Source organism: Pseudooceanicola endophyticus (assembly GCF_018760365.1).
In the GTDB taxonomy this organism is placed as follows: Bacteria; Pseudomonadota; Alphaproteobacteria; order Rhodobacterales; family Rhodobacteraceae; genus Pseudooceanicola; species Pseudooceanicola endophyticus.
In genome coordinates this window covers 25,045-48,525 of the sequence record NZ_JAHIAB010000016.1, presented here as the reverse complement: position 1 = coordinate 48,525, position 23,481 = coordinate 25,045, and the positions used below count along the sequence as shown (strand labels likewise).

Sequence of the window (23,481 nt, the reverse complement as noted above, 5' to 3'; positions counted from 1 at the left end):
GATGGACGGATCGGGACTTCGAGTTGCCCCAAGGCGGGTACGGGTGGTGGGCGCGGGCCTGTCGGGGGCGGTGGTCGCGCGGGCGCTGGCGGATGCCGGGCACCAGGTCACCGTGCAGGACGAACGGCCCCATGTCGCCGGCAACTGCCATACCGCCCGCGACCCGGCCACCGGGGTCATGGTGCATGTCTACGGGCCGCATATCTTCCACACCGCCAATCCGGAGGTCTGGGCCTATGTCAACCGCTTCGCGGAGATGGTGCCGTTCCGCCACCGGGTGAAGGCGGTGGCCGGAGGGCAGGTCTATTCCCTGCCGATCAATCTGCACACGATCAACCAGCTGTTCGGCCGTGCCATGTCCCCGGCCGAGGCCCGCGCCTTCCTGCGCGCCCGCTGCGAGACCGGAGAGGAGGCGCCGCGCAGCTTCGAGGATCAGGCGCTGCGGCTGGTCGGGCAGACCATCTACACCACCTTCTTCCGTGGCTACACGCGCAAGCAGTGGGGCGTCGATCCCGACCAGCTTCCGGCCTCGATCCTGAAGCGGCTGCCGCTGCGCTTCGATTATGACGATGCCTATTTCGACCATCCGCACCAGGCTCTGCCCCGCGACGGCTATACCGCCATGGTGGCGCGCATCCTCGATCATCCGGGCATCCGGCTGCGGCTGGGCCAGCCATTCCGGGGACGCCTGCCGCAGGATGCCGATCACCTGGTCTATACCGGGCCGCTGGATCGCTACTTTGATCGCGATCTGGGGCCGCTGGGCTACCGGACGCTGGATTTCGAACGCTTCGAGGGGCCGGGCGACGTGCAGGGCACCGCCGTAGTGAATTATTGCGACGAGGACGTGCCGCATACCCGGATCACCGAGCACCGGCATTTCTCGCCCTGGGAAGGGCGCGTGCAGGGCGCCAGCCCCTGTTTCCGCGAATACAGCCGGGCCTGCGGGCCAAACGATATCCCCTATTACCCGCTGCGGCTGCTCGATGACCGCAGGCGGCTGGGCCAGTATTCCGAGCGCGCCGCCGCCGAACGCGACGTGACCTTCGTCGGGCGGCTGGGGACCTATGCCTATCTCGACATGGACCGGGCGATTGAACGCGCCCTCGATACCGCCCGGGCGATCAATCTGGCCTGGGCGCAGGAGGGAAAGCCCGCGGCTTTCATCCACGCCCCGTGAGCCGACCGGAGCGGTTCCCGACCGCCGGGCTGACCGCGGTGCAGGAGGTGCTGGCGCCCTGGCCCGGGCGCCCTGCCGACCTGTACCTCGGGCTGCGCGGCGGGGCCGAGTTCTCGGGGTCGGAGATCCGCCTCGATCCCGGGGCGGTGCTGGATTTCGGACGCTGGTTCAATGCCTTCTACCTGGGCTTCTGGTCGGCCCACGGCACCATGGGTCCGCTGGCGGTGCAGCTGCGGCTGGAGGGGCGGGCGCAGCTGAGCGTCGAATGGCGGGCCGGCCCCGAAGCGGGGGAGGCGCCGGGGGCCGCCCTGCCGGGGCTGCGTCGCAGGCTGCTGCTTTCGACCGAGGTGGCCGGCAACGGCGGGCTGCAGCTGCATCCGCTTGGGCCGGTGCCGGACCATGGCCACCTGGCGCTGGTGCTGCGGGCGCAGACCGCCTGCCAGCTGCATGAGGCCGCCTGGATGACGCTTGCCAGCCCGCGTGCCGTGCGGCTGTCTCTGGGCATCTGCACCTTCCGCCGGGAGGACCGCCTCGCCGCGCTGCTGGAAAGCCTCGAGGGGCATCTGCCCGAGGGCAGCCGGCTGCGCATCGTCAACCAGGCCGGGCCCCTGTCGAACCCCAGGCTGCGGGCAGCGCGGGACCGCCTTGGCGCGCTTTGCCATGACCAGCCCAATCTGGGCGGGGCGGGCGGCTTTGCCCGCTCCATGGCCGAGGCGCTGGAGGATCCGGCCCAGCCGACCCATCACCTGCTGATGGATGACGACGTGACGCTGGATCCCCGGCTGATCGGGCGGCTGGCCCGGGCGCTGGCCTTCCTGCGCCCCGACCGCGCCCTGGGCGGCGCGATGATCGAGGCCGAGCATCCCCGCCGCCTGCACGAAGCGGGCGCCGACCTGCTGCCGATGTGGCTGGTACGCTCCCACGGTCGTGGGCGGGACCTGGGCCGGGCCGGGGTTCTGCAGCTTTTCGACCGGGCGCCGCCGGTCTCCTACAATGCCTGGTGGTTCTGCTGTCTGCCGCTGGAGGGGATGCGCCGTGCCGGTCTGCCGCAGCCGCTGTTCATCCGCGGTGACGACATCGAATACGGCTGCCGCCTGCGCCGTGCCGGCGTGCTTTCGGTCAGCCTGCCCGGGATGGCGGTCTGGCACGACAGCTTTGCCGGCAAGACCGCGCCCTGGCTTTCTTTCTACGATTTCCGCAACCTGCTGGTCGGCTCTGCCCGCTATCCCGGAGAGGCCCGCCCGCCAAGCCCGCTCGATGTGCTGGGGGCGCTGTTCTTCCGGCTGCTCAGCCATGACTACCGCCGGGCCGATGCGGTGATGCGGGCGGTGCGCGATTTCCTCTCTGGCCCCGGAGCGCTGCGGGCCAATGCGCCGGGCGTCCTGCATGCCGAGCTGCGCGAGACCCTTGGCGCCGACGGATCGCAGCCCTGGGTGCCGCCGCCCGGGCGCTGGCCGGAGCCGGGCGGCGACGGGCCGTTGCCGCCCGATGTGCCGGGGATCATCCGGGCGCTGCTGCTGCGGTTCTGCGCGATTTCGCTGGGGGTCGGTCGGGGGGCGCCGCTGCATCATTTCGCCCAGCCGTCGGTGCATCCGGGCTGCGTCGGTCCGGGTCCCTACCTGGTGCGGCTCGATCCCGAAGCCACCCGCTTTGCCCGCATGGCACCGTCGCGCCGGGCGCTCTGGCCGCGCAGCCTCGCGGCGCTGGCGCTGGCGCTGCGTTACGGGCTGCGTCGCCGGCGCGCTGCCGAACGCTGGCGCGTGGAAAGCGAGGCGCTGGCGACCCGCGCCGCCTGGGAAGACAGGTTCCGCGCATGAGCACGCCGCGCCGGGTGCTGATCCTGCAGGCGCCGCCCTCGGGCTTTGCACGCGATCTGGCGGCGGCCTTGCAGGGGAAGGGCTTTGGCTGCCTCAAAGTGAACTTCAGCCTTGGTGACTGGCTGTTCTGGCATGGGCCCGGGACCATCGGCTACCGGGGCGGCCTGCCGGAATGGGAGGGCGCGCTGCGCCGCCTGATTGCCGATCACGCCATCACCGATTTGCTCTATTTCGCCGATTGCACGCCCTGTCACCGCATCGCCCGCCGGGTCGGAGAGGATCTGGGCCTGCGTGTGACCGCCTTCGAATATGGCTACCTGCGCCCCGACTGGATCGTGGCCGAGCCCGGCGGCCAGTCCGCCTTTTCCTGCCTGACGCGCGATCCCGACCGGCTGAAGGCGGCGGCCCGTGACCTGCCATTGCCCGATCTGGCGCGTCTCTATCCCCCCTTTGGCGCGGCAGAGGCGCGGGGCGACGTGATCTATCACCTTGCCAACTACGTCGGGGCGCCGCTTTATCCGGGCTTCCGGCGGGACCGGCGCTTCAACCCGGTGATCGAATACCTTTCTTACCTGCCGCGCCGGCTGCGCGGGCGGCGCGCCGCTGCCGCCGCGCCGGGGCAACTGCACTGCTTGCGGGCAGGGCAGGGATTTTTCCTCTGCCTGATGCAGATGGAGAACGACTACCAGATCCGGATGAATGCCCCCTTCGCAGGGCAGGCGGATTATCTGGAGGAGGTGCTGACCTCTTTCGCGGCCCATGCGCCGGGGGGCACGCAGCTGGCGGTGCGGCTGCATCCGCAGGACAACGGGTTGATCGGCTGGGGGCGTCTGCTGCGCCGCCTGTCGCGGCGGCTGGGGCTGGAGGAGCGTGTGCATCTGGTCGATGGCGGCCCGCTGGAGCCCTGGCTGGAGGCGGCGCGCGGCGTGGTCACCGTGAATTCCACCGCCGGGCTGGCGGCGCTTCTGGCGGGACGCCCCACGATCTGCCGGGGGGTGGCGATCTACGATTTGCCCGGGCTCTGCCATCAGGGGCCGCTGGAGGACTTCTGGCGGGCGTCCGCGCCGCCCGATCCGGAGCTGCTGGAGGCGCTGGTCAAGGTGCTGGCCGCCCATGTCCATGTGCGCGGCGATTTCTACGGGGCGCAGGCGCGGCGCGATGGTGCCGAGGCCTTGGCGCGCCGGCTGGCGGCCCCGGTGCCGGCGGTCTTTGACCCGGCCCCGCCCGCGGCGGACAGCCTGCCGAAGGGTGTGTCCCGGCCCCGGAGGCTGCCGGATCTGGGGCGTGTGGCGGTCTCGGGGGCGAGCGGGGCGATCGGCGGCGCCCTGGCCCGCGCGCTGGCCGAGCCGGGACGCACTCTGGTCCTGGGCGGGCGCCGGGCCAGCGTGCTGGAGGCTCTGGCACAGGACTGCCGCGCCCGGGGTGCCCGGGTGCAGGTGGTGCCGCAGGATCTGGCGCAGCCCGGGCCGGACTGGCCGCCGGGGCCGCCGCCCGATCTGCTGATCTGCGCCGCCGGATGCTTTGCCGGGCGCCATCATCGCGACCGCGCCGAACCCGAGGCCGCGCTGCGCGACATGATCGCGGTCAATCTTTCGGGCACGCTGGCGCTGGCCGGGCGGGTGGCGCAGGCGATGCGGGCGCGGGGGCGCGGGCAGATCCTGCTGCTGGGGTCCTTGGCCGCGCTCGGGCCACTGCCGGATGCGCCGGGCTACAGCGCCAGCAAGGCGGGGATCGCCGCCTTCGCCCGGGCGCTCAGGGCGGATCTGGCGGGCAGCGGCGTGCGGGTGGTGCTGGTCCAGCCGGGCCATGTCGCCAGCGCCCAGACGGCCTGTCATCGCGGCCCGCTGCCCTTCCTGATGACGCCCGAAGCGGCCGCCGAACGGATCCTGAAAGGGCTGGAGGCGGGGCGCCCAAGGATCGACTTTCCGCGCCGGGCGCTCTGGCTGCTGCGGCTGGCGGCGCTGCTGCCCTGGCGGCTTCGGGTGCGGGCAGAGCGGGGGCAGGCCTTCACCGTCGCCGAAGAGGGGACAGAGCCATGAGGCCGCGCCTGATCCTGCACATCGGCACCCACAAGACCGGCACCAGCGCCATCCAGGGCTGGTTGGCGGGGCATGGTGCCGCGCTGGCCGGGGTGGGGGCGCATTACGGTGCCACCCATCGCCCGCCGCATCCGGGGCTGGCGAAACACACCAGTCTGTTCGCGGCGCTGACCGGAAAGGGCAATGCGCCGGCGCAGGAATTCGCCGCGATCCGCGCGGATTTCGCGGCCTCCGGCCAGCCCACGCTGATCCTGTCGGAGGAGGGGCTGAGCGCCCCGCGCTACCGCCTGTTCCGGGAGATTGCGCCGCTGCTGGAAGGCTTCGACGTGCGGGTCGTGCTGATGCTGCGCCGCCAGGACCTGTTCGTGGAATCGCTCTGGAATCAGGTCAGCAAGGAGGGGGTGAACCGCCTCGACCTGGGGGATTTCGCACGCCGCGACTGGAACCGCCGCCGGCTGGATTACGCAGCGATCGCGGCCTTCTGGGAGGGATTCGGCCAGCTTGTGCCCTGCGCCTATGATCCGGGGGTGCCGGGGGGATCGGTGGGGCAATTCCTGCGCGCTGCCGATCTGGGGCTTGAAGCGACAGGCGCCGGTCTCTGGGCCAATCCGAGCCCCTCGATGAACTGCGCGGCTCTGTTCGTGAGGCTGAACCGGGCGCGGCTTCAGCCGCTGATCCCGGTGGCGCGGCAGTTGTTTCGCACCGACCGGCGGCGCCACGGGCTGGGCCGCAACCTGCGGGCGGAGATCCTGAGGGACGCCGCCCCGGGCAATGCGCTGCTGGCGCGCCGATACGGGCTGCATTTCCCCGATGTCCTGCCCGACGAACCCGAGACGCCGATGCGCGGCCCCGACCTGCGGGCGCTGGCGCGGGCGTTGCGCGGCGCCGGGCCCGTCGCGCTGCCGCGTCCCTTCCGGGAAGGTTGACGTCTTGTTCAGGTTCTGAGCGTTGCCTGGACAAATTCGCTGCGACGTCACGTAGCCGTCACGCGGATGTGAACATCCTCTTTGACTTGTGATCGGGGCCGGGGCAGCCTTTCCCGGCACTGCATTGAACAAGGGGGACCCCGCGATGCCTTACCGTCTGCTGGCCAGCGTTGCGGCTCTGGCACTGACTGCCGGAACCGCGATGGCGGATTATTCGATCACCATCCTGCACACCAACGACTTCCACTCGCGCTTCGAGCCGATCTCGAAATACGACAGCGGCTGCTCGGCCGAGGATGACGGCGCGGGCAAGTGCTTTGGCGGCTCGGGCCGTCTGGTGACGGCGATCCGCGAGGCACGCGCGCGGGCCGGAAACTCGCTTCTGGTGGATGGCGGCGACCAGTTCCAGGGCACGCTGTTCTACACCTATTACAAGGGCAAGCTGGCCGCCGAGATGATGAACAAGGAGGGCTACGACGCGATGACCGTGGGCAACCACGAATTCGACGATGGCCCCGAGGTGCTGCGCGGCTTCATGGATGCGGTGAACTTCCCCGTGCTGATGTCCAATGCCGACTACGGCGATGAGCCGATGCTGTCAGACAAGCTGAAGAAATCCACCGTGCTGGAAGTCGGGGGCGAGAAGATCGGCCTGATCGGCCTGACGCCCGAGGACACCCAGGACCTCTCCAGCCCCGGGGCCCATGTGCAGTTTACCGATCCCGTCGCCGCCGTGCAGGGCGAGGTCGACAAGCTGACCGCCGAGGGGGTCAACAAGATCGTCGTGCTGTCGCATTCGGGCTACAATGTCGACAAGGCGGTCGCGGCGGGCACCACCGGCGTCGACGTGATCGTCGGCGGCCATACCAACACGCTGCTGGGCGACATGAAGGGCGCCGAGGGTCCGTACCCGACCATGGTCAACGGCGTCGCCATCGTCTCGGCCTATGCCTACGGCAAGTTCCTGGGCGAGCTGAACGTGGTCTTCGATGATGACGGCACGATCAAGGAGGCCAAGGGCGCGCCGATCATCATGGATGCCGCGGTGACCCAGGATGCCCCCACGATGGAGCGCATCGCCGAGGCCGCGAAGCCCCTGGACGAGATCCGCAACAAGGTCGTGGCCGAGGCCGCCGATGCCATTGATGGCGAGCGCGGCTCGTGCCGGGCGCAGGAATGCGCCATGGGCAACCTGGTGAGCGATGCCATGCTGGCCGCCGCTGCCAAGGAAGGCGCGACGCTGGCGATCACCAACGGCGGCGGGCTGCGCGCCTCGATCGACGCGGGCGAGGTGACGATGGGCGAGGTGCTGACCGTGCTGCCGTTCCAGAACACCCTTTCGACCTTCGACGTGACCGGCGCGCAGATGGTCGCCGCGCTTGAGAACGGCGTGAGCCAGGTGGCCGACGGCGCCGGGCGCTTCCCGCAGATCGCGGGGATGAAGTTCACCTTCGACCTGAGCCAGGAGCCGGGATCGCGGGTCTCTGACGTCATGGTGAAGGACGGGGACGCCTGGGTGCCGATCGACCCGGAGGCCACCTACAAGGCGGTGACCAACAACTTCGTGCGGGCCGGCGGCGACGGGTTCGATGTCTTTGCGGAGGCCGAGAATGCCTATGACTACGGCCCCGATCTGGCGGATGTGACGGCGGCCTATATCGCCGAGAACTCTCCCTACACGCCCTATACCGACGGGCGGATCACCGAGAAGAAGTGATGCCTGCGAAAGCGTGAAACGGCCCCCGTCCGGATGCTCCGGGCGGGGGCCTTTGCGTTCGGGGCAGGTTCACTGCGCGGCCTTGCCCAGGGCGAGCGCCAGGATCATGTTGCGCGCGCCCTGATCGCCCTCGGCCAGCTGCGCGACGGTGCTTTCGGGGCTGGCCGTCAGGAAGCCCGCCTGCTGTAGGCGGGTCACCAGCGCGTCCTCGGGTTCGCCCGAGATCTGCGCCAGAGCCGAGACCGGCGCCCGACCAAGCGCGCCGAAAAGCATCCCCGGGTTCAGCCCGCGCGGTTGGCCGGAAGGCGCCAGGCCGACCGAGGTGGCCAGTGTCACCACCACGCCCAGGATCAGGATCCCGGCGGCCAGCGGCTTCTTCAGGTAGGTCTTCGCCGGGCGCCAGTTCAGCGCGATGTGGAACAGCGCGGCGGCGCAGATGCCGAAGCCGATCCAGATATGCGCCCATCGCGACAGGCTGCCGCCGGCATGGAAATAAAGGACGACGCCGGTGACGGCGGTGACGAGGAATGTGGCGGCGGTCACGGGCGTGGCCCATTTGCGCAGGGCTAAGGTCATCCTGGGATCCTGTGGTTGAATGGCCTGTGTGTTACGCGCGCGGGGGCCTGTTCCGTCGGGGGCGCTTGGCTACGTGGGCGCCGGGTTCCGGGGGCGGGCGGGTTGCGGCTGTTGCGACGTGCATATTTATGGAAAGATGAAAGCGGGAAACGGCAGGAGGGGATGATGGATCATCCGCTGATCGACCTCATCAACGCGAAGATCGCCGAGGCTGAGGCCGAGGGCGCCTTCGACAACCTGCCCGGGGCCGGCAAGCCTCTGCCGGCGGTGGCGGATCCGGAGAACGCGCTGCTGAACCGGCTGGTGAAGGAGGCCGGCGGGGCGCCCGAATTCGTGTCCCTGTCAAAGGAGCTTGCGCGGCTGCGCGATGAGCTGCGCGAGGAGGGGGATCGCACGAGGCGGCGCGACCTCATGAAGGAGATGTCGATGATGGAGGCGCGCATCGCCATGGCCCGGAAATCCTGGGAGAAATAGGCCCATGTGCGGGCGTTTTGCCACCACCCTGCCGCCCGATGCCATGGCGCGGCTGTTCGGGGCGGCGCCCGACAACGACCTGCCGCCGGTGCCCGATTTCAACGTCTGCCCGACGGTGCCCGTGGCCGTCGTGCGGGCGGGCGAGGCCGGGCGGCGGCTGGTTGCGATGCGATGGGGCTTTCTGCCGGGCTGGTACAAGACGCCCTCCGGGGGGCCGCTGCTGATCAATGCCCGCGCCGAGACCCTCGCCGAGAAGCCGGCCTTTCGCGCCGCCTGCCGGGCGCGCCGCTGCCTGATCCCGGCGGCAGGGTTCTACGAATGGAACCGCGCGGGGGCGGAAAAGCTGCCCTGGTTCCTTCACCGCCGCTATGGCGCGCCGCTGGTCATGGCCGGCATCTGGCAGGACTGGGAGGGCGAGGGGAGGCGCATCGCCACCTGCGCCATTGTCACCACCCAAGCCAACGCGGTGCTGGAACCGATCCACCACCGGATGCCGGTGATCCTGGAGGCCGCCGACTGGGGCAAGTGGCTGGGCGAGGAGGGCCATGGCGCGGCGCGTCTGATGAAGCCCGCACCGCCCGGGGTGATCGCCGCCTACCGGGTCGGCACGGCGGTCAATTACAACCGCGCGCAGGGGCCTGCGCTGATGGCACCGCTGGATATGGCCTGAAGCCGGGAACTTCGGCGCCGGTGTTGCGTTGCATCAAGGACGGGCGCACTGTGATCTGGCAGAAAGCCCGAACAGCTTCAGATCCAGGAGGATACCATGGCGACGGCAAATGGTTCTGCTGCCAGCAGCAGCGCAAAGGCATCGGCAGCCAAGGCAGCAGCGGAGGCAGACAGCGTGACGATCCAGGAACAACTTGAAATCCTGCGCAAGGACGTGGCGACCCTGACGCAGACGCTGGGCGAATACGGCAAGGCCCAGAAAGAGGCGGCGGCGGCCTCGGCGCGTTCCAAGGCGGAACAGTTGCGCTCGGATGCCGAAGCGGGCCTGCATGAGGCCGAGGAACGCGCCCGGCGCGCCTATGCCGGCGCCGAGGCCAAGGTGCAGGAGAACCCCGGTGCGGCGCTGGCAATTGCCGGCGGTGTCGGCTTCCTGATCGGCCTCTTCATGTCGCGCCGCTGAGAGCCGCATGTTCGGATCGCTGCGCTATTCCATCGACCGGGCGGTGCGCCGCGCGGGCTATTCCATCGGGGCGGTGATCCTGCTGGTCATCGGCTGGGGCTTTCTGACCGTGGCCGCCTGGCTGTACCTGAGCACGGTGAAGGACGCGATGTTCGCGGCGCTGATCATCGGCTGCGTCTATGTCGGCCTCGGGCTGATCCTGATGTTCCTTGCCAGCCGCTCGCGCCCGGTGCCGATGGCGCATCCCGCCGCCGCGCCGCCGCCCTCGGCGGCCAGCTTCGCGGGTCTTGCCTCGGCGCTGATGCAGGGGGTGGGGGCCGGCATGGCCGCCGGGGCTGCGCGCAAGGCGGCTGCGGAACCGCCGCCACCGCCACCGCCGCAGCACTGACAAAGCGCAAGGCGTGTCCAAGGGGCGCGCCTTCTGCATTGCGGCGGGTCAGTGATATTGGGGGGGAACCTGGAGCGGGTAGACGGAATCGAACCGACATAACCTGCTTGGAAGGCAGGGGCTTTACCATTAAGCTATACCCGCTCGGGTCTGATGAGGGATAGGCGAGCGTCGCGGAGAGGTCAACCGGATTCGGCGGCCCCCGAAACGGAAAAAGGCCCGCCGGTTTGGCGGGCCTTTTCGTTTGTGGCGCGGGGCTTACATCGAATTGGGCAGCACCAGCACCAGCCAGGGCACGAAGATCAGCAGGGCGATGCGCACCACGTCCATGGCGATGAAGGGCATGAGCCCCGAGAAGATCGTCTTCAGCTCCACATCCTTGACGACCGAGCGCAGCACGAAGGCGTTCATGCCCACCGGCGGGGTGATGTAGGAGATCTCGGTGATCACGACGACGAAGATGCCGAACCAGATCAGATCAAAGCCCTGGGCGGCGACGACCGGGTAGAAGATGGGCACCGTCAGGGTGATCATCGACAGCCCCTCCAGCACGCAGCCCAGCACCAGGTAGATGACCAGCACGGTCAGGATGGTGGCATAGGGCGAGGTGCCGAAATAGGCGATGAAGGCCTGCATGTCCGCCGTCATCCCCGAGAGGTTGACGTAGTTGGTGAAGGTCAGCGCGCCGAACAGGATGAAGAACATCATGGCGGTGGTCTTGGCGGCGTCGAAGAGGGTGCGGAAGGTGCCGCTGATGCTGAACTTGCCCGACAGGATGGTCAGCAGCAGCGCGCCGCCCGCGCCCATGCCGGCGCTTTCGGTGGGGGTGAAGACGCCAAGGTAGATGCCGCCCATGACGAAGACGAAGAGGATCAGCGCCCCCAGCGTGCCCTTCAGCGCCGCGAAACGTGCGGAGAGTGGCAGCTTGGCCTCGACCGGCATTTCCAGCCCCTTCAGCCGGACGCTGATCGAGACGGCGATGGTATAGCCGAGAATGCCGATCAGCCCCGGGATGATGCCCGCCAGGAACAGCTTGCCGATGTCCTGCTGGGTCATGATGCCGTAGAACACCAGGATGACCGAGGGCGGGATCAGGATGCCCAGCGTGCCCCCCGCCGCGATCGAGGCGGTGGAAAGATCGTCCGGGTAGCCGAACTTGCGCATCGAGGGCAGGGAGATGCGGCTCATGGTGGCAGCGGTCGCCATCGAGGATCCGCAGACCGAGGAGAAGCCGCCGCAGGCGATCACGGTGGCCAGCGCCAGACCGCCCTTGCGGTGGCGCAGCCAGGCATGGGCGGCAGCATAGAGGTCCTGCGCGATGCCCGATTGCACCACGAAATTGCCCATCATCAGGAACAGCGGCAGCACCGAGAGCGAATAGCTGCGCCCCTGATCGAAGAAGGTGGTGCCCAGCAGCGACAGGGCGGGCGTCCAGCCGATGATCGAAACGGTGCCCAGAACGCCGATCAGCGTCAGCGCGAAGGCGATCGGCATGCCCACCAGCAGCAGAACGAACATCAGCACGATGCCGACGGGCCAGGAAGAGAGAATGTCCATGGAAAGCTGTCCCGTCAGGAGGACCGCAGCGCGCGCCGCAGGTCGCGGGCGGCCACGTAAAGCGTGATGAGGACCGAGACCGCGGCGCAGCAGGCGCAGAGCCAGGCGAAGGGCGCGACGGGGATCCGCAGGGAGTTGGTGACGCCGTGGTAGCTGTCGATCTGGTCGCCATAGACCCAGACGCGCCAGGTCACAACGCCGATCACCGCGACCGAGATCAGCGACAGCACCGCCTTGCGGAACGGGTGGATCCAGTCCGGCATCCGGGCCGTCAGCAGGTCCACGGTGACGTGTTCGTCATCCATGCAGACCGCCGGCAGACCGATGTAGATCACCGAGACCAGCAGCATCTCGGTCAGCTCGGTGGCGCCGATCAGGGGGTGGTTGAAGATGTAGCGGCCGATGACGTCGACGACGGTCAGCGACATCATGACCAGAAGGATGACCCCGCAGACCACCGCCAGCACGCGGCGGGGCCAGCGGGCATGTCCGGGCCCCGGAGACGTTTCCGCCTCCGGGCCGCGGGCAAAATGATCCGCGGGTTGGGAGTTCATTCCGCTTCGACCTTGGCGATCTCGGATTTCATCATGTCGTAGGCGGCCTGCGCATCGACACCGGTCTCCGAGACCTCCTTCAGCTTGGCATCGACCACCGGCTGAAGCGCTTCCTTCCAGGCGGCGACCTGGGCGTCGGTGGCGGGATGGATGGTGATCTTGCCTTCCATCGCGGCCTTGCCCTTGGCGTCCTGGGCATCCCACATTTCGCCGGCCATGCGGGCCAGGGCCTCGCCGGTGACGCTGTCGATCTCGGTCTGCTCTTCCGGGGTCAGCGCGTCCCACTTGGCCTTGTTCATCACCACGTAGAACGAGGTGTTGTAGAGGCCGCCGGGCACGTCGATCGCATCGGTCAGTTGCGGGATCAGGCCGAAGAAGTTCACCGATTCATAGGGGAAGAAGATCCCGTCGGCGACGCCCTGGCTCAGCAGTTCGTAGGCCTTGGAGGAGGGGCCTTCGACCGGCACGGCGCCCAGCTTGGTCGCGATGTCGTTGATGATGCCGCCGCCGACGCGCATCTTCGTGCCGCTCAGCACGTCGGTGGCGGAGGGGTCCTTGCCCTTGACGAAGATCTCGCCGGGGCCGTGGGTGAAGACGCCCAGCACGTGCACCTTGTCGTATTCGCCGGCCTGTTTCAGCATCGCGTTCCATGTCCGCCAGTAGGCGACCGAGGTGGCGACGGCCGAGGGGCCCATGAAGGGCAGTTCGGCGATGTTGGTGGTCTTGAAGCGGCCCGGGGAATAGCCCTGCACGCCGAAGGTGATGTCGGCCACGCCGTTGACGGCAAAGTCGAAATGCGCCGCCGGCGGGCCCAGGGGGGCGGGCAGCATGGTCGGGACGACCTCGCCGTGGGTGGCTTCCTTGATCTTCTCCATCATCGGCACGATCACGTCCGAGACGAGCGGGTGGGAGGGCGGCAGCCAGTTCGCCACGGTCAGCTTGGTCTCGGCCGAGACCGGCGCCGCGAGCACGACGGCGGCCACTGCCGCAAGCGTCAGTTTCTTCATCAGCATTCTGCGTTTCCCTGTTGTCTGCTGGTGGTTGTTTGGTGGTCAGTCGAGAGCGATTATGCGACTCTTCACATGAACTTTCTTGTTTTTACTGGTCAGTAACAGTCCTGTCAGCGAGAACTTGGAACATCCGGCGCAGAAGCTGCGCGATGGACGAGAAATGAGGCATCATGACGCGAACCTCCGAAAACGGACCGGACGCAGAGGGGATGGAAGCCCGCTTTCGCAAGCAGGACTGGCCCTATTACTGGATCACCCGCACCTCGGCGCGCTACTTCATGGCGATGGAAAAGCGGCTGAAGCCCATCGGTCTGGACGTGCCGCGCTACCGGGTGCTGATGTCGCTCTACGAGGACGAGTACCTTTCGGTCAGCGAGATCGCGGAGTTCTGCATCATCAAGCTGAACACCGCCACGAAGATCATTCAGCGCATGGTGGCGGATGGTCTGGTGACGACGCGCCAGCGCCCCACGGATGCCCGCGTGACCGAGGTGACGCTGACGGGGAAGGGCGACGCGCAGCGCAAGAAGGCCCGCGCCATTGCCGCAATGATCTTCGACCACAGTTTCCCCGATGTCTCGCCTGAAGAGCAGGTGGTGCTGAACGGCCTGCTGGAACGGGTGTTCCGGCGTCTGGGAGAGCTTTGAGGCCGGCACGTCCAAGGGATCAGTCCCGGGCCTTCAGGGGATGGAAGGCCCGGTCGAACCAGATCAGGCTTTCCGCCTGACCCTCGCGCAGCTCCATCGCCTCGACCTCGCAGAAGAAGACGGTGTGCGATCCCACGGTCGCGGTTTCGCTGATGCGGCAGTCGAAGGCGACGGGGGCATCGGCCAGCACCGGCGCGCCGGTCGACAGGCGCCGCCATTGTGCCGCGGCAAAGCGCTCCTCCATCGGGCCGCGGGCGAAGGCGCCCGAAAGCGCCTGGTGCCGTTCTGCCAGCAGGTTGACCGCGATCACGCCGTTTTCCAGCATCGGATCGTGGCTGCGGGCCTGGCGGTTCACGCAGACCAGCAGCGTCGGCGGCTGGTCGGTCACGGAACACACCGCCGAGGCGGTCATGCCGAAACGTCCCGCCGGCCCGTCGGTGGTCAGCACGGTGATCGCGGCGCCAAGGCGGGCCATGCCTTCGCGGAAGGTGGCGACCTCGACCGCCCTGGGGGCGGGGCCGGAGGCGGGCAGGCCGCTCACAGGTCCAGCACCAGACGGGCGCTTTTCGCGCGCGAGCAGCACAGGCAAACCTCTGTGTTCTCTTCCTTTTCCTCGTCGGTCAGGAAGTGGTCGCGGTGATCGGGCGTGCCGTCCAGCACATCGGTCAGGCAGGTGCCGCAGATGCCTTCCTCGCATTTCACTTCGACCTTGATGCCGGCCCGCGCCAGCGCCGTGACGATGCTTTCCTCGGCGCCCACGGTGACGGTGACGCCGGACTGGGCGCATTCGACCTCGAAGCTGTCGCCGCTCAGGTCCACCTCGGCCGAGAAATATTCCCGGTGCACATTCGCCCCCGTATGGCCCATTGCCTCGGCGGCGGTCAGGATATGCTCCATGAAGCCCTCGGGGCCGCAGATGTACAGATGCGTTCCGGCGGCGGGGGCGGGCAGCAGGGTCTTCGGATCCAGGCCGCGCACGCCGTGATGCAGGGTGACATGGCCGGCGAAGGGGGGCTGGTCCAGCAGGTCGGCAAAGGCGGTGCAGTCGGGCGCGCGGGTGCAGTAGTGCAGCTCCCACTCCGCGCCGCTGGCGGCCAGTTCATGGGCCATGGCCAGCATCGGCGTCACTCCGACACCGCCGCCCAGCAGCACGGTCTTCCTGGCCGGGACCAGCGCGAAATGGTTGCGCGGGCCGGTGATCTGCACGGCGGTGCCGGGCACCAGCGCGCCATGCAGCGCCACCGATCCCCCGCGCGAGGCCGGGTCCTTCAGGATGCCCAGTTGCCACTGGTCGGCGCGCGCCGGATCGCCGGCCAGCGAATACTGGCGCCAGGTCTCCTCGGCCATGCCGGGGACCAGGATGTCGACATGGGCGCCGGCGCGGACTTCGGGCAGCGCCGCGCCGGAGGGATCGGCCAGGGTCAGCCGCAGGATGTCGCCGCGATCCTCTTGGCGCTCGGTGACGATCAGGGTCAGGGTCGTTTCGCTCATCTTCATCCCTCGGCGCCTCAGCGCATGTAGAGGCCACCGTTGTAGTCCCAGCAGGCGCCGTTGACAAAGGCTGCCGCCGGGGAGGCCAGCATTGCCACCATCTGCCCGACAAAGCCCGGCTCTCCCAGGCGTCCGACGGGGATGTTCCTCAGCATCTGGGGCATGTTCTCGCCCACCAGCTCATGCACCATGGGGCTGTCGAGCGGCCCCGGAGAGATGCAGTTGCAGGTGATGCCGTATTGCGCCAGATCGCGGGCAAAGACCTTGGTCAGGGTCATGATGGCGCCCTTGGAGGCCGCGTAATGCGCCCCCGTGGTGGTGCCGCCGTTCTGCCCGGCCAGAGAGGCCATGTTGATGATGCGCCCGTAGCCGCGTTCGATGAAGTGGCGCGCGAAGGTCTGGCTGCCGGCAAAGACGCCGCCCGCGTTGATCCCCATCACGGCGTTGAAATCGGCGGGGTCGATCTGCATCAGCGGCTGGGCGCGGGTGACGGCGGCATTGTTCACCAGCACCTCGACCGAACCCCAGCGGTCCACCACCTTGTCGAGCACCTCCTGGAAGTCGGAGGGTTTCGAGACATCCAGCGTCGCGGTCAGCGCCAGTTCCGAGGCCAGGTCCAGCTCTTCCGCCAGGCGGTAGGTGGCCTCGGTGTCGATATCGGTCAGGATGACCCGGAAGCCGGCGGCATGGAGCGCGCGGGCGATCTCCGCGCCGACGCCGTTGCCGGCGCCGGTGATCACGGCGGTCTGGGTCTGCAGGGGGAAGGGCGCCGACATCAGAACAGATAGCTGATCGAGGTCAGCATCCCATCGGCATTCAGCAGGTGGACGACCTTGCCCGCGATCTTCAGCCCCTCTTCGGTGGCGACCAGTTCATGCGTGACATTGGCCGCGAACAGGCGCTGGCGGCCGAACTTGTCCTCGATCACATGCAGGGCCGAGCGCAGGGTGATGCGGCCCGGGGCCTGGTCTTCGATCACGAAGCGCGACAGGGTGCGCACGCATTGCGCGGGCGGCGCCGCCGAGATCGAGAAGCCCCCCGACAGCCGCGCCGCGCGCATCCTGCGCATCTCGGCATCGTCGTAGACGATGTTGAGCGAATTGGCGAAATCGGTGGTCTGGGTGTCGGTGGGGATGACGTACATGCCGTCTTCGGTCCACAGCGGCAGCCAGGCCGCGTAATCGTGACGGTCGAGGATGTCGGCCTCTTGCCAGAGGAACTTCACCGCCGCGTCCAGGGTGATTTCCGTATCGGTCAGCACGTCCTTCATGCCATCATCTCCTTCCACTTCGCATAGGCTGAACGCATCCCCGTCTCGGCCGAGATGTCGCCCACCGGCAGGCCGTTGCCGCTTTGCTTTTCAAGCCCCAGGCCGCGGTGGACCATGACGTCCATGTCGCCCGCCCCGGCCGAGCCGCGCTGCACGCGTTCCCAGACCTCGGCATCATCGGGGCTGCCGAAACCCATCGGGCCCTGGAAGTGTTCGTGCAGGCGCATCCGCATCTGGTTCGCCTCGATCGGGCCGCCATCCATGCCAAGCGCGACATGGCGGATCTCGGTCTCGTGGACCGAGACAGGGCGCAGCACGCGGAAGAAGCTCAGCGAGCAGGCGATGTTGGGGAACATGTTGAGGTTGAAGCCGCAGCCGCCCACCGCGCGGACGATCTTGCGCACCTTGGCATCCTCATAGCCCTGCGCCGCCAGGCTTTCGGCCAGCTTGGCGAAGCGTTCGGGGATCGGCGCGTCGAGGTTTTCGTCGAGGTCGATCAGCTCGGGCATCATCACCATGACCGAATGGCCGTTGCCGAGGTCTTCGACATAGCCGTCGTCGTCATCCATGAACGAGAAGGTCTGGTTGGTCTCGCCGTCCAGCGATTGCAGGAAGGACTTGTGCACGATCGGGAAGTGATAGGCGTCGGTGGTGTTTTCCAGCTGGATCTTCCAGTTCATCGGCACCTTGAACTGATGCTCGCCCAGCACCTTCACCGGGAAGCCGCCGCCCTGCTTCATGAACAGCTCGATCCAGGGTTTGGCATTGCCCAGGAAGTCCTCCAGCGGTTCGACGTCGAAGTTGAAGGAGGCAAAGATCATGCCGCAGAAAATGCCGACCTTCAGGGGCTTCAGGCCGAATTCGGTCTTGTCGAATTCGCCCGCGTAGCCCTCGGGGTAGGGGATGGCACGCAGGCTGCCGTCCAGCGCATAGCCCCAGCCGTGATAGGGGCACTGGAAGGAGGAGGTCTTGCCCTTCTTCACCTCGCAGACGGTGGCGGCGCGGTGGCGGCAGCGGTTGACGAAGACATGCACCTCGCCCTTGCGATCGCGCGAGATGATCACCGGCTGGGTGCCGACCCAGGAAAGCTTGAAGTTGCCCTTGCCGGGCACCTCGCTTTCATGGCCGACCCAGACCCAGGTCGTCTCGAAGATCTTCTTCATCTCGGCGTCGAAGATCGCCGGATCCTCGTACATCGGGGTGGTGACGCGGTCGCCCTTGGCGTTGCCGCTGTAATCGGGCTCGGGGCCGGTGGGGAAGGTTTCCAGGGGCATTGGGAGGCTCCTCAGGTCAGGGCGGTGGCGGGGGGCTGGGGGATCTGGACCGGCTGGTTCCAGGCGCCCACGGGCCGGGCATAGAGGTTCTCGGTCTGGAAGACGGCCATGCGCCAGCGGCCCTCTTCCTTCTCGAAGCGGATGGTCAGGCGGGCGGCCATGACAAAGCTCTGGCCGTCGTGGAAGCTGGGGGTCTGCAGCATGATCCAGCGTCCCTCGCAGGCGTCGGCGTCCCAGCGGAGTGCCTCGGAGGTGAGGAAATGCGCGTTGGAGGCGAAATGCGGCGGCGTGGTGCAGAACCGGCCCAGCCAGTCGATGATGGCCCGGCGCCCGTGATGGGCGCCGAAGTCCTTGGCGTAACGGTCGCCCGCGCCGCCCCAGACCGCGCCCCTGGTGAAGAGCGCGCCGAGGGCGTCGAGATCGCTTGCGGCGGTGAGCCGGTCGCAGATGTCCATGTAATCGGACAGGCAGCGGCGGATCTCGGCCTCGGCTTCCAGCCGTTCGAGCCGCGCCAGGATCGGGGCGAGCGCATCGGTCATCGGATCACAGGTCCGGAATTTCCAGCGCGCGGCCCATGCGGGCCTCGACCGTCATGTATTTCCAGAGCCGGTCGTTGCCTTCGCCCACGACGATGGTGCGCAGCAGGTTGCAGGCGGCCTGGACGGCCTCTCGGTTGGGGAAGTCGGCCATGATGTACCAGGTGTAGGGAAAGCCCTGGGTGGCGCCGACCAGGGTCTGGTCATCGTCGAAGGTGCCGACGATCTGCACGCCCTCAAGCTTGGCGATGCCCGACATCAGCTGCTGGGTGGCCTGCCAGACCGGGCCGATCTGGTCGAAGGGCAGTGAGAAGAAGGTCGGGTGGTTGTTGAAGCACAGAAGCGCGCGGAGGGGGGGCTGAGACATGGGTTTGGTCCTTTCGTGGGGCGAAGGGGTGGGGGCGCTGCCCCCCTTGGCCTGCGGCCAATTCCCCCCGGCATATTTTCGGAAAGATGAATTGGGTTACGGGTAGCCGGGGGGCGTCTGCTGGGCGAACATGCCGGCGCCGGCGGCGGTCCAGGTGCCGGAGTTCATGAAGGCGTGCTGGGCGACGCAGGCCGCATCCAGCATGCAGCGGCCCAGCGGATGGCCCGCCATCATCGCCCCCGAACCGCCCATGACGAAGGCCATGCGGGCGGCCTCGGCGGCCTGGTGGGCCGCCTGGGTGGCGACGAGGCGCAGGCGGATGCGGGTGTCGGGGGTGACTTCGCCGGCGGCCTGCATCTGCTGCCAGGCGTCCTCGATCACGTCGTAGAAATGGGCGCGGGCGCCGCCGAGGATCGCTTCGGCCTTCGCGAGGTCGCTCTGGATATAGGGGCGCTGGCCAGGGTTCGGGGCCCCGGTGATCGAGGCCTTCTGGGCGGCGTCGGATCTGATCCAGTCGAGGGCCTCGCGTGCGGTGCCAAGGCCCACCACCGCCAGCACCTGGGCGGCCAGGGCCATGGCCGGGTAGCGGAAGATCGCGTCGTCCATCTGCGGCGCCGAGCCGCGCACGAAGGTCCAGTCCATGTCGACCAGCCTGTCCTCGACCACCACGTCATGGGAACCGGTGGCACGCAGGCCGATGGTGTCCCAGGTTTGGTCGATGCGGACCTGTTCGGCGGGGAAGATGGCGGAACGGGGCAGCGGTGTCGCCTCGCCCTCGATCTTGATGCCGACGCCGATCAGCGACGCCCCCATGGAGCCCGAGCACCAGGGCCAGCGGCCCGAGACGCGCAGCCTGTCGCCTTCGCGGGTGGCGGCCTGGGGCGGGAACATGGCGCCGGCGAAGACGGTGTTCGGGTCGCGCCCGTAGATCGTTCTGAATGTCTCGGGCGGGAGGGCGGCAAGGTAGGTCGAGGAAACGCCGAAGCTGGCCACCCAGCCGGTCGAGGCATCTGCGGTGGCGATCTGTTCGATCAGGCGGCAGAAGGCCGCCGGGGACAGGGCATCGCCGCCGAAGCGGGTCGGCACGAAGGCCCGGTAGCAGCCCACCGCCTGAAGCTTGGCGACCATGTCGCTGGGCACATGGGAGAGGCGCTCGAATTCCGCGCGGCGGTGACGGATCTCGTCCAGCACGGTGGCGAGCGTGACGGCCTGCGGATCGGTCGGGATATCGGCGAGGGCGCTCATGCGGTCTCCTTCTCGGTCAGGCGGAGGGCGATCCATTCGGCCAGCGCGCAGAGCAGCGCATCGCTGCCCCTGGCGCCGACCAGCTGCAGCCCGGCGGGAAGGCCGGCGGCGGTGCGGATCGGAAGGGTCAGGGCCGGGTGGCCCGAAAGATTGAAGGGCCGCACGAAGCGGGTCAGCGGCAGGACGTTCATCGGGTCCTGCGCCTCTTGCCAGGTCGGCGGGACCTGCGGCAGCGTCGGCAGAAGCAGGGCATCGACGCCCTCAAGGGCGGCGTCGGTTTCGGCGGTGAAGGCGGTGCGGATGGCCTCGGCCTCGGCGATTTGGGCCGCGGTGGTCGTGCGGGCCTTCAGGATGCGGCCGCGCACATCGGCACCGAGGCTGGCGTCCGATAGCGCCAGCGCGCCCAGCTCGGCGGCCATCTCGGCGTTCATGATGGTCATGCCGGCGGCGAAGGCGGCCTCCAGTCCCGGCAGAGTCACGGTTCGGGCCGGGGACAGGCGGGCGGCTGCGGTCTCGAAGGCGGCGCTCACCTCGGGGCTGGCATCGAACCCGGTGACCCGGGCGATACGCGGTGTCCCGGGGCAGGGGACGGGGGCAAAGCCCGGATCCATGGCGGCCATGGCGCGGGTCAGCATCGGGGCGCTGGCGGCCAGCGGGCCGATGCAGTCGATCGAAGAGGCCACGGGCAGTGCTCCGGCGCGGGAGATCCGCCCATAGGTCGGCTTCAGCCCGTAGGTGCCGCAGCAGCAGGCCGGCTGGCGGACCGAGCCGCCGGTATCGGTGCCGATGGCGAAATCCACCGCGCCGGAGGCGACCAGCGCCGCACAGCCCGAGGAAGAGCCCCCGGGAATGCGATCGGGCCAGAGCGGGTTCTCCGGCGTGCCGGTATGGGCATTGGCGCCGGTCATCCCGAAGGCCAGCTCGTGCATGTTGGCCTGCCCGATGACATGGCAGCCGGCCTTCAGCACCGATTGCACCACATCGGCATGGGTCAATGCGGGCGGGGCATTTTCGAAGGCGGCAGAGCCCGCGCGGATCGGCAGGCCCGCGATGGCCAGGCATTCCTTCACCGCGACCCGCAGCCCGCCGGGGGTGCCAAGGTCCAGAACCCGCGTCATCGCGGCGTCGGCATGGGGCAGAGAGGGGGGCGAGTCGGTGGTCATCGGAACATCCCTTGTTGCGTGAAAATTACCGCAATAACCCGCTTTGCCCGAGGAAAACCGGATCGGGCGGCGCGGAAAAACGTGCCCTGGCACGTTTTTTACGCATCTCCGGGCCTCGATGGCCCGGGGAAGCGTCGCCTGCCTCAGAGCGAGGCGCCGACGTAGTTCGGGTCGCGCTTCATCTTGCGGACCATGGCGTCGAACAGCAGCGTCGCGAAGCTGGCATTGTCCTTCAGGCGCTGCGCATCTGCGGCGCATTTCGCCTTCACCTCTTCCGTCAGGACCGAGTTCGGGCCGGGGATCCCCGAGGCGGCGCACTGGATCTCGGCGGCGCGCTGGACGGTCCAGAGCAGGAAGAAGGTCAGCGGGATGTCGGCCTCGCAGACGGCGATGCCGTGGTTGCGCAGCACCAGAACGTGCTTCTCGCCCAGGCTCTCCAGCATGCGGGCCCGTTCGTCGTCATAGATCGTGATGCCCTCGAAGCTGTGATAGGCGACCCGGCCGAACAGCTGCGCGCCGTAGAAGCTGTCATGGTCGATCCCGAAGCCCTTCATCGTGATGGCCGAGATCGGGGTCGTGTGGGTATGCGCCACGCAGCCCACATCGGGGCGGTGCTGGTGGATCACCCCATGCAGGGCGAAGCCGGCGGGGTTGGGCCTGTAGGGGCTTTCGCGTTTCAGCGTGCCGTCGACGCCCACCACCAGCAGGTTCTCGGGCGTCACCTCGTCATAATGCAGGCCCATCGGGTTCACCAGATAGGCGTGCTCCTCGCCGGGCAGGCGCACCGAGATGTGGTTGAAGATCAGCTCGGTCCAGCCGAGGTAGCTGACCAGGTGGTAGAAATCCGCAAGCTGCACGCGCAGCGCGTCTTCCGTCATGCCGGCAAGCGGATCGGTCTTGGTTTGCACGTTCATCGCTTGGTTCATCTCTGGGCTCCTTGGACAGGCGGGGTTCCGGGGGGCGCCAGCCCGGCCACAAGCTCGGCTTGAAGCTCGGCCAGGAGGCGGGTGGTTTCGGGCATGGCGATGGCCCGGGCCTCGGCCAGTTCCAGCGGCGCCAGCGCGATCGGCGCCAGCTCCAGCGGGCGACCGGCCAGGCGATCCTGCAGCATCGAGGTGCGGAAGGCGCCGGCGCGGGTCATGGCGGCGGGCAGCCCGGCGGCCACCGCGATCTGGCAGCCCCAGGCGCGGGCCAGGTGCTCGGTCTCGGCGGCGACGGCCACGGCGCGGGCGCAGAGCGCGGGATCGGCGGCGATCTCTTCCAGGGTGTGCCCGCAAAGCGCCGAGAGCGTGTTGGTGGACAGGTTGATCGCCAGCTTTTCCCAGACCAGCGGGCGGATGTGATCGGCGCGGTCGAGGTCGATCCCCGCAGCAGTCAGCACATCGGCCAGATCGACGGGGCGGGGGCCATTCGGGGTGGTCGGGCCAAGCGCCAGCTTGTGGGGGATGGTCGAGACGACGGTGCCGTCGGCCTCGAAACCGGCGGTCATCATGGTGACCGAGCCGACGATCTGGTCGAAGGGCACCATCTCGAACAGGCGGCCGCCGGGGTCGACGGCGTGGATCGGGTGGCCAAGGTCGTCGAAGAACCACCAGGGGATACCGTTGACCAGCGGCACGACGCGGCTGTCGGGCCCCATGCCGGCAAGGTTGTCGCTGAGCGCGGCCTCGAGCGCCGGGGCCTTGACGCAGAGAAACAGCACGGAGACCGGGGATTGGAGGCGGTCGGTCACCTTGAGGGCCCCGGGGACGGTCAGGGTGAAGGCGCCGCCCAGGTCGCGGAAGCGCAGCCCGTCGCGGCGCAGCGCCTCCAGCCGGGCGCCGCGTGCCACCAGCGTGACATCGGCCCCCGCCCGCGCCAGCAGCCCCGCCAGCAGGGAGCCGATGGCCCCGGCACCGATGATGGCGATCGAGGGACGAGGCATCGGGGCGTCGGGCATCGGGGGCTCCTGTCCGAGGATGTTTACGTGATTTGTAACGTAACTCTGAGTCCTCGCTTTCGCGCAACGCCCGCGTGCCCCAGGGTCAGGTGAAATGTGGGAAAAATACTGTAATGGCGAAAATAGCGGCGCTGCCGGGGCGGGCTGCCCGGGAATTGGACGGTTGAATTGGGTGGTTGGAT

The 23,481-nt window shown here is 68.4% G+C and carries 25 protein-coding genes and 1 tRNA gene; 10 read left to right on the top strand and 16 right to left on the bottom strand.

Translation table 11 applies throughout. The features are described from left to right. Position 1: 1 nt before the first annotated feature. The 5 genes from KM176_RS21820 to KM176_RS21800 all read left to right on the top strand — a co-directional run bounded on the left by KM176_RS21820 (position 2) and on the right by KM176_RS21800 (position 7,679). Positions 2-1,180 carry a UDP-galactopyranose/dTDP-fucopyranose mutase family protein gene (locus tag KM176_RS21820; protein ID WP_160896663.1) on the top strand — a complete coding sequence of 393 codons (1,179 nt, stop codon included), beginning with the start codon at positions 2-4 and terminating at the stop codon, positions 1,178-1,180. Beyond that, positions 1,177-2,997 carry a glycosyltransferase gene (locus KM176_RS21815; protein WP_160896662.1) on the top strand — a complete coding sequence of 607 codons (1,821 nt, stop codon included), beginning with the start codon at positions 1,177-1,179 and terminating at the stop codon, positions 2,995-2,997. The genes KM176_RS21820 and KM176_RS21815 overlap by 4 nt, the downstream gene beginning before the upstream one ends. Continuing rightward, positions 2,994-5,036 carry an SDR family NAD(P)-dependent oxidoreductase gene (locus KM176_RS21810; protein ID WP_160896661.1) on the top strand — a complete coding sequence of 681 codons (2,043 nt, stop codon included), beginning with the start codon at positions 2,994-2,996 and terminating at the stop codon, positions 5,034-5,036. Before KM176_RS21815 ends, KM176_RS21810 begins: the two co-directional genes overlap by 4 nt. Continuing rightward, entirely contained in the window at positions 5,033-5,962 is a 930-nt protein-coding gene (locus KM176_RS21805) for a hypothetical protein (RefSeq protein ID WP_160896660.1), read from the top strand. The genes KM176_RS21810 and KM176_RS21805 overlap by 4 nt, the downstream gene beginning before the upstream one ends. Positions 5,963-6,107: 145 nt before the next feature. Next, the gene (locus KM176_RS21800) at positions 6,108-7,679 is read left to right on the top strand and encodes a bifunctional metallophosphatase/5'-nucleotidase (protein ID WP_160896659.1); all 1,572 of its coding nucleotides are present in this window, start codon (positions 6,108-6,110) and stop codon (positions 7,677-7,679) included. A 69-nt stretch (positions 7,680-7,748) separates the two neighbouring features. Here the strand turns inward: KM176_RS21800 and KM176_RS21795 are convergent, their stop codons facing one another. Further along, positions 7,749-8,255, bottom strand: coding sequence for a DUF4405 domain-containing protein (locus KM176_RS21795; protein WP_160896658.1), 507 nt, complete (start codon positions 8,253-8,255; stop codon positions 7,749-7,751). 165 nt (positions 8,256-8,420) lie between these two features. On the opposite strand from KM176_RS21795, the gene KM176_RS21790 reads away from it, so the two are divergent. From KM176_RS21790 to KM176_RS21775, 4 genes are all read left to right on the top strand, one after another. Next, positions 8,421-8,729, top strand: coding sequence for a DnaJ family domain-containing protein (locus tag KM176_RS21790; protein ID WP_160896657.1), 309 nt, complete (start codon positions 8,421-8,423; stop codon positions 8,727-8,729). A 4-nt stretch (positions 8,730-8,733) separates the two neighbouring features. Then, on the top strand, positions 8,734-9,399 hold the full coding sequence (locus KM176_RS21785) for an SOS response-associated peptidase (protein ID WP_160896656.1): 666 nt from the start codon (positions 8,734-8,736) through the stop codon (positions 9,397-9,399). Between the two features lie 174 nt (positions 9,400-9,573). Beyond that, entirely contained in the window at positions 9,574-9,858 is a 285-nt protein-coding gene (locus tag KM176_RS21780) for a DUF883 family protein (protein WP_160896655.1), read from the top strand. Between the two features lie 7 nt (positions 9,859-9,865). Next, positions 9,866-10,246 (top strand): phage holin family protein, encoded by a 381-nt coding sequence (locus tag KM176_RS21775; RefSeq protein WP_160896654.1) that lies wholly within the window; start codon positions 9,866-9,868, stop codon positions 10,244-10,246. 70 nt (positions 10,247-10,316) lie between these two features. Here KM176_RS21775 and KM176_RS21770 read toward each other — a convergent pair. From KM176_RS21770 to KM176_RS21755, 4 genes are all read right to left on the bottom strand, one after another. Then, positions 10,317-10,390: transfer RNA gene (locus KM176_RS21770), tRNA-Gly, on the bottom strand. Between the two features lie 114 nt (positions 10,391-10,504). Next, a complete protein-coding gene (locus tag KM176_RS21765; protein ID WP_160896653.1) occupies positions 10,505-11,803 on the bottom strand; it encodes a TRAP transporter large permease in 1,299 nt (432 codons plus the stop codon). A gap of 14 nt (positions 11,804-11,817) precedes the next feature. Further along, positions 11,818-12,357 (bottom strand): TRAP transporter small permease, encoded by a 540-nt coding sequence (locus KM176_RS21760; protein WP_160896652.1) that lies wholly within the window; start codon positions 12,355-12,357, stop codon positions 11,818-11,820. Beyond that, positions 12,354-13,370, bottom strand: coding sequence for a TRAP transporter substrate-binding protein (locus KM176_RS21755; RefSeq protein WP_236045417.1), 1,017 nt, complete (start codon positions 13,368-13,370; stop codon positions 12,354-12,356). The genes KM176_RS21760 and KM176_RS21755 overlap by 4 nt, the downstream gene beginning before the upstream one ends. Before the next feature lie 167 nt (positions 13,371-13,537). Between KM176_RS21755 and KM176_RS21750 the strand changes: the two genes are divergently transcribed. Further along, complete coding sequence (locus KM176_RS21750) at positions 13,538-14,014, top strand: MarR family winged helix-turn-helix transcriptional regulator (RefSeq protein WP_160896651.1); 477 nt, start codon at positions 13,538-13,540, stop codon at positions 14,012-14,014. A gap of 19 nt (positions 14,015-14,033) precedes the next feature. On the opposite strand, the gene KM176_RS21745 is transcribed toward KM176_RS21750, so the two are convergent. From KM176_RS21745 to KM176_RS21695, 11 genes are all read right to left on the bottom strand, one after another. Beyond that, positions 14,034-14,555 carry a flavin reductase gene (locus KM176_RS21745; RefSeq protein WP_311136194.1) on the bottom strand — a complete coding sequence of 174 codons (522 nt, stop codon included), beginning with the start codon at positions 14,553-14,555 and terminating at the stop codon, positions 14,034-14,036. Continuing rightward, positions 14,552-15,505: a PDR/VanB family oxidoreductase gene (locus KM176_RS21740; RefSeq protein WP_160896650.1), complete on the bottom strand. Its 954-nt coding sequence runs from the start codon at positions 15,503-15,505 to the stop codon at positions 14,552-14,554. Before KM176_RS21740 ends, KM176_RS21745 begins: the two co-directional genes overlap by 4 nt. Positions 15,506-15,522: 17 nt before the next feature. Continuing rightward, positions 15,523-16,281, bottom strand: coding sequence for an SDR family NAD(P)-dependent oxidoreductase (locus KM176_RS21735; RefSeq protein WP_160896649.1), 759 nt, complete (start codon positions 16,279-16,281; stop codon positions 15,523-15,525). Then, positions 16,281-16,775 carry an aromatic-ring-hydroxylating dioxygenase subunit beta gene (locus tag KM176_RS21730; RefSeq protein WP_160896648.1) on the bottom strand — a complete coding sequence of 165 codons (495 nt, stop codon included), beginning with the start codon at positions 16,773-16,775 and terminating at the stop codon, positions 16,281-16,283. Before KM176_RS21730 ends, KM176_RS21735 begins: the two co-directional genes overlap by 1 nt. Then, positions 16,772-18,049 (bottom strand): aromatic ring-hydroxylating oxygenase subunit alpha, encoded by a 1,278-nt coding sequence (locus KM176_RS21725; RefSeq protein ID WP_160896647.1) that lies wholly within the window; start codon positions 18,047-18,049, stop codon positions 16,772-16,774. Before KM176_RS21725 ends, KM176_RS21730 begins: the two co-directional genes overlap by 4 nt. A gap of 11 nt (positions 18,050-18,060) precedes the next feature. Then, the gene (locus tag KM176_RS21720) at positions 18,061-18,588 is read right to left on the bottom strand and encodes a nuclear transport factor 2 family protein (protein WP_160896646.1); all 528 of its coding nucleotides are present in this window, start codon (positions 18,586-18,588) and stop codon (positions 18,061-18,063) included. A gap of 4 nt (positions 18,589-18,592) precedes the next feature. Further along, positions 18,593-18,952 (bottom strand): hypothetical protein, encoded by a 360-nt coding sequence (locus KM176_RS21715; RefSeq protein WP_160896645.1) that lies wholly within the window; start codon positions 18,950-18,952, stop codon positions 18,593-18,595. Positions 18,953-19,048: 96 nt separating this feature from the next. Continuing rightward, positions 19,049-20,197, bottom strand: a complete 1,149-nt coding sequence (locus KM176_RS21710; protein WP_160896644.1) for an acyl-CoA dehydrogenase family protein — start codon at positions 20,195-20,197, stop codon at positions 19,049-19,051. Beyond that, on the bottom strand, positions 20,194-21,360 hold the full coding sequence (locus tag KM176_RS21705; protein WP_202398063.1) for an amidase: 1,167 nt from the start codon (positions 21,358-21,360) through the stop codon (positions 20,194-20,196). The genes KM176_RS21710 and KM176_RS21705 overlap by 4 nt, the downstream gene beginning before the upstream one ends. A 143-nt stretch (positions 21,361-21,503) precedes the next feature. After that, positions 21,504-22,286: a class II aldolase/adducin family protein gene (locus KM176_RS21700; RefSeq protein WP_202398061.1), complete on the bottom strand. Its 783-nt coding sequence runs from the start codon at positions 22,284-22,286 to the stop codon at positions 21,504-21,506. After that, positions 22,283-23,299, bottom strand: coding sequence for a ketopantoate reductase family protein (locus KM176_RS21695; protein ID WP_160896643.1), 1,017 nt, complete (start codon positions 23,297-23,299; stop codon positions 22,283-22,285). The genes KM176_RS21700 and KM176_RS21695 overlap by 4 nt, the downstream gene beginning before the upstream one ends. Positions 23,300-23,481 lie beyond the last annotated feature (182 nt).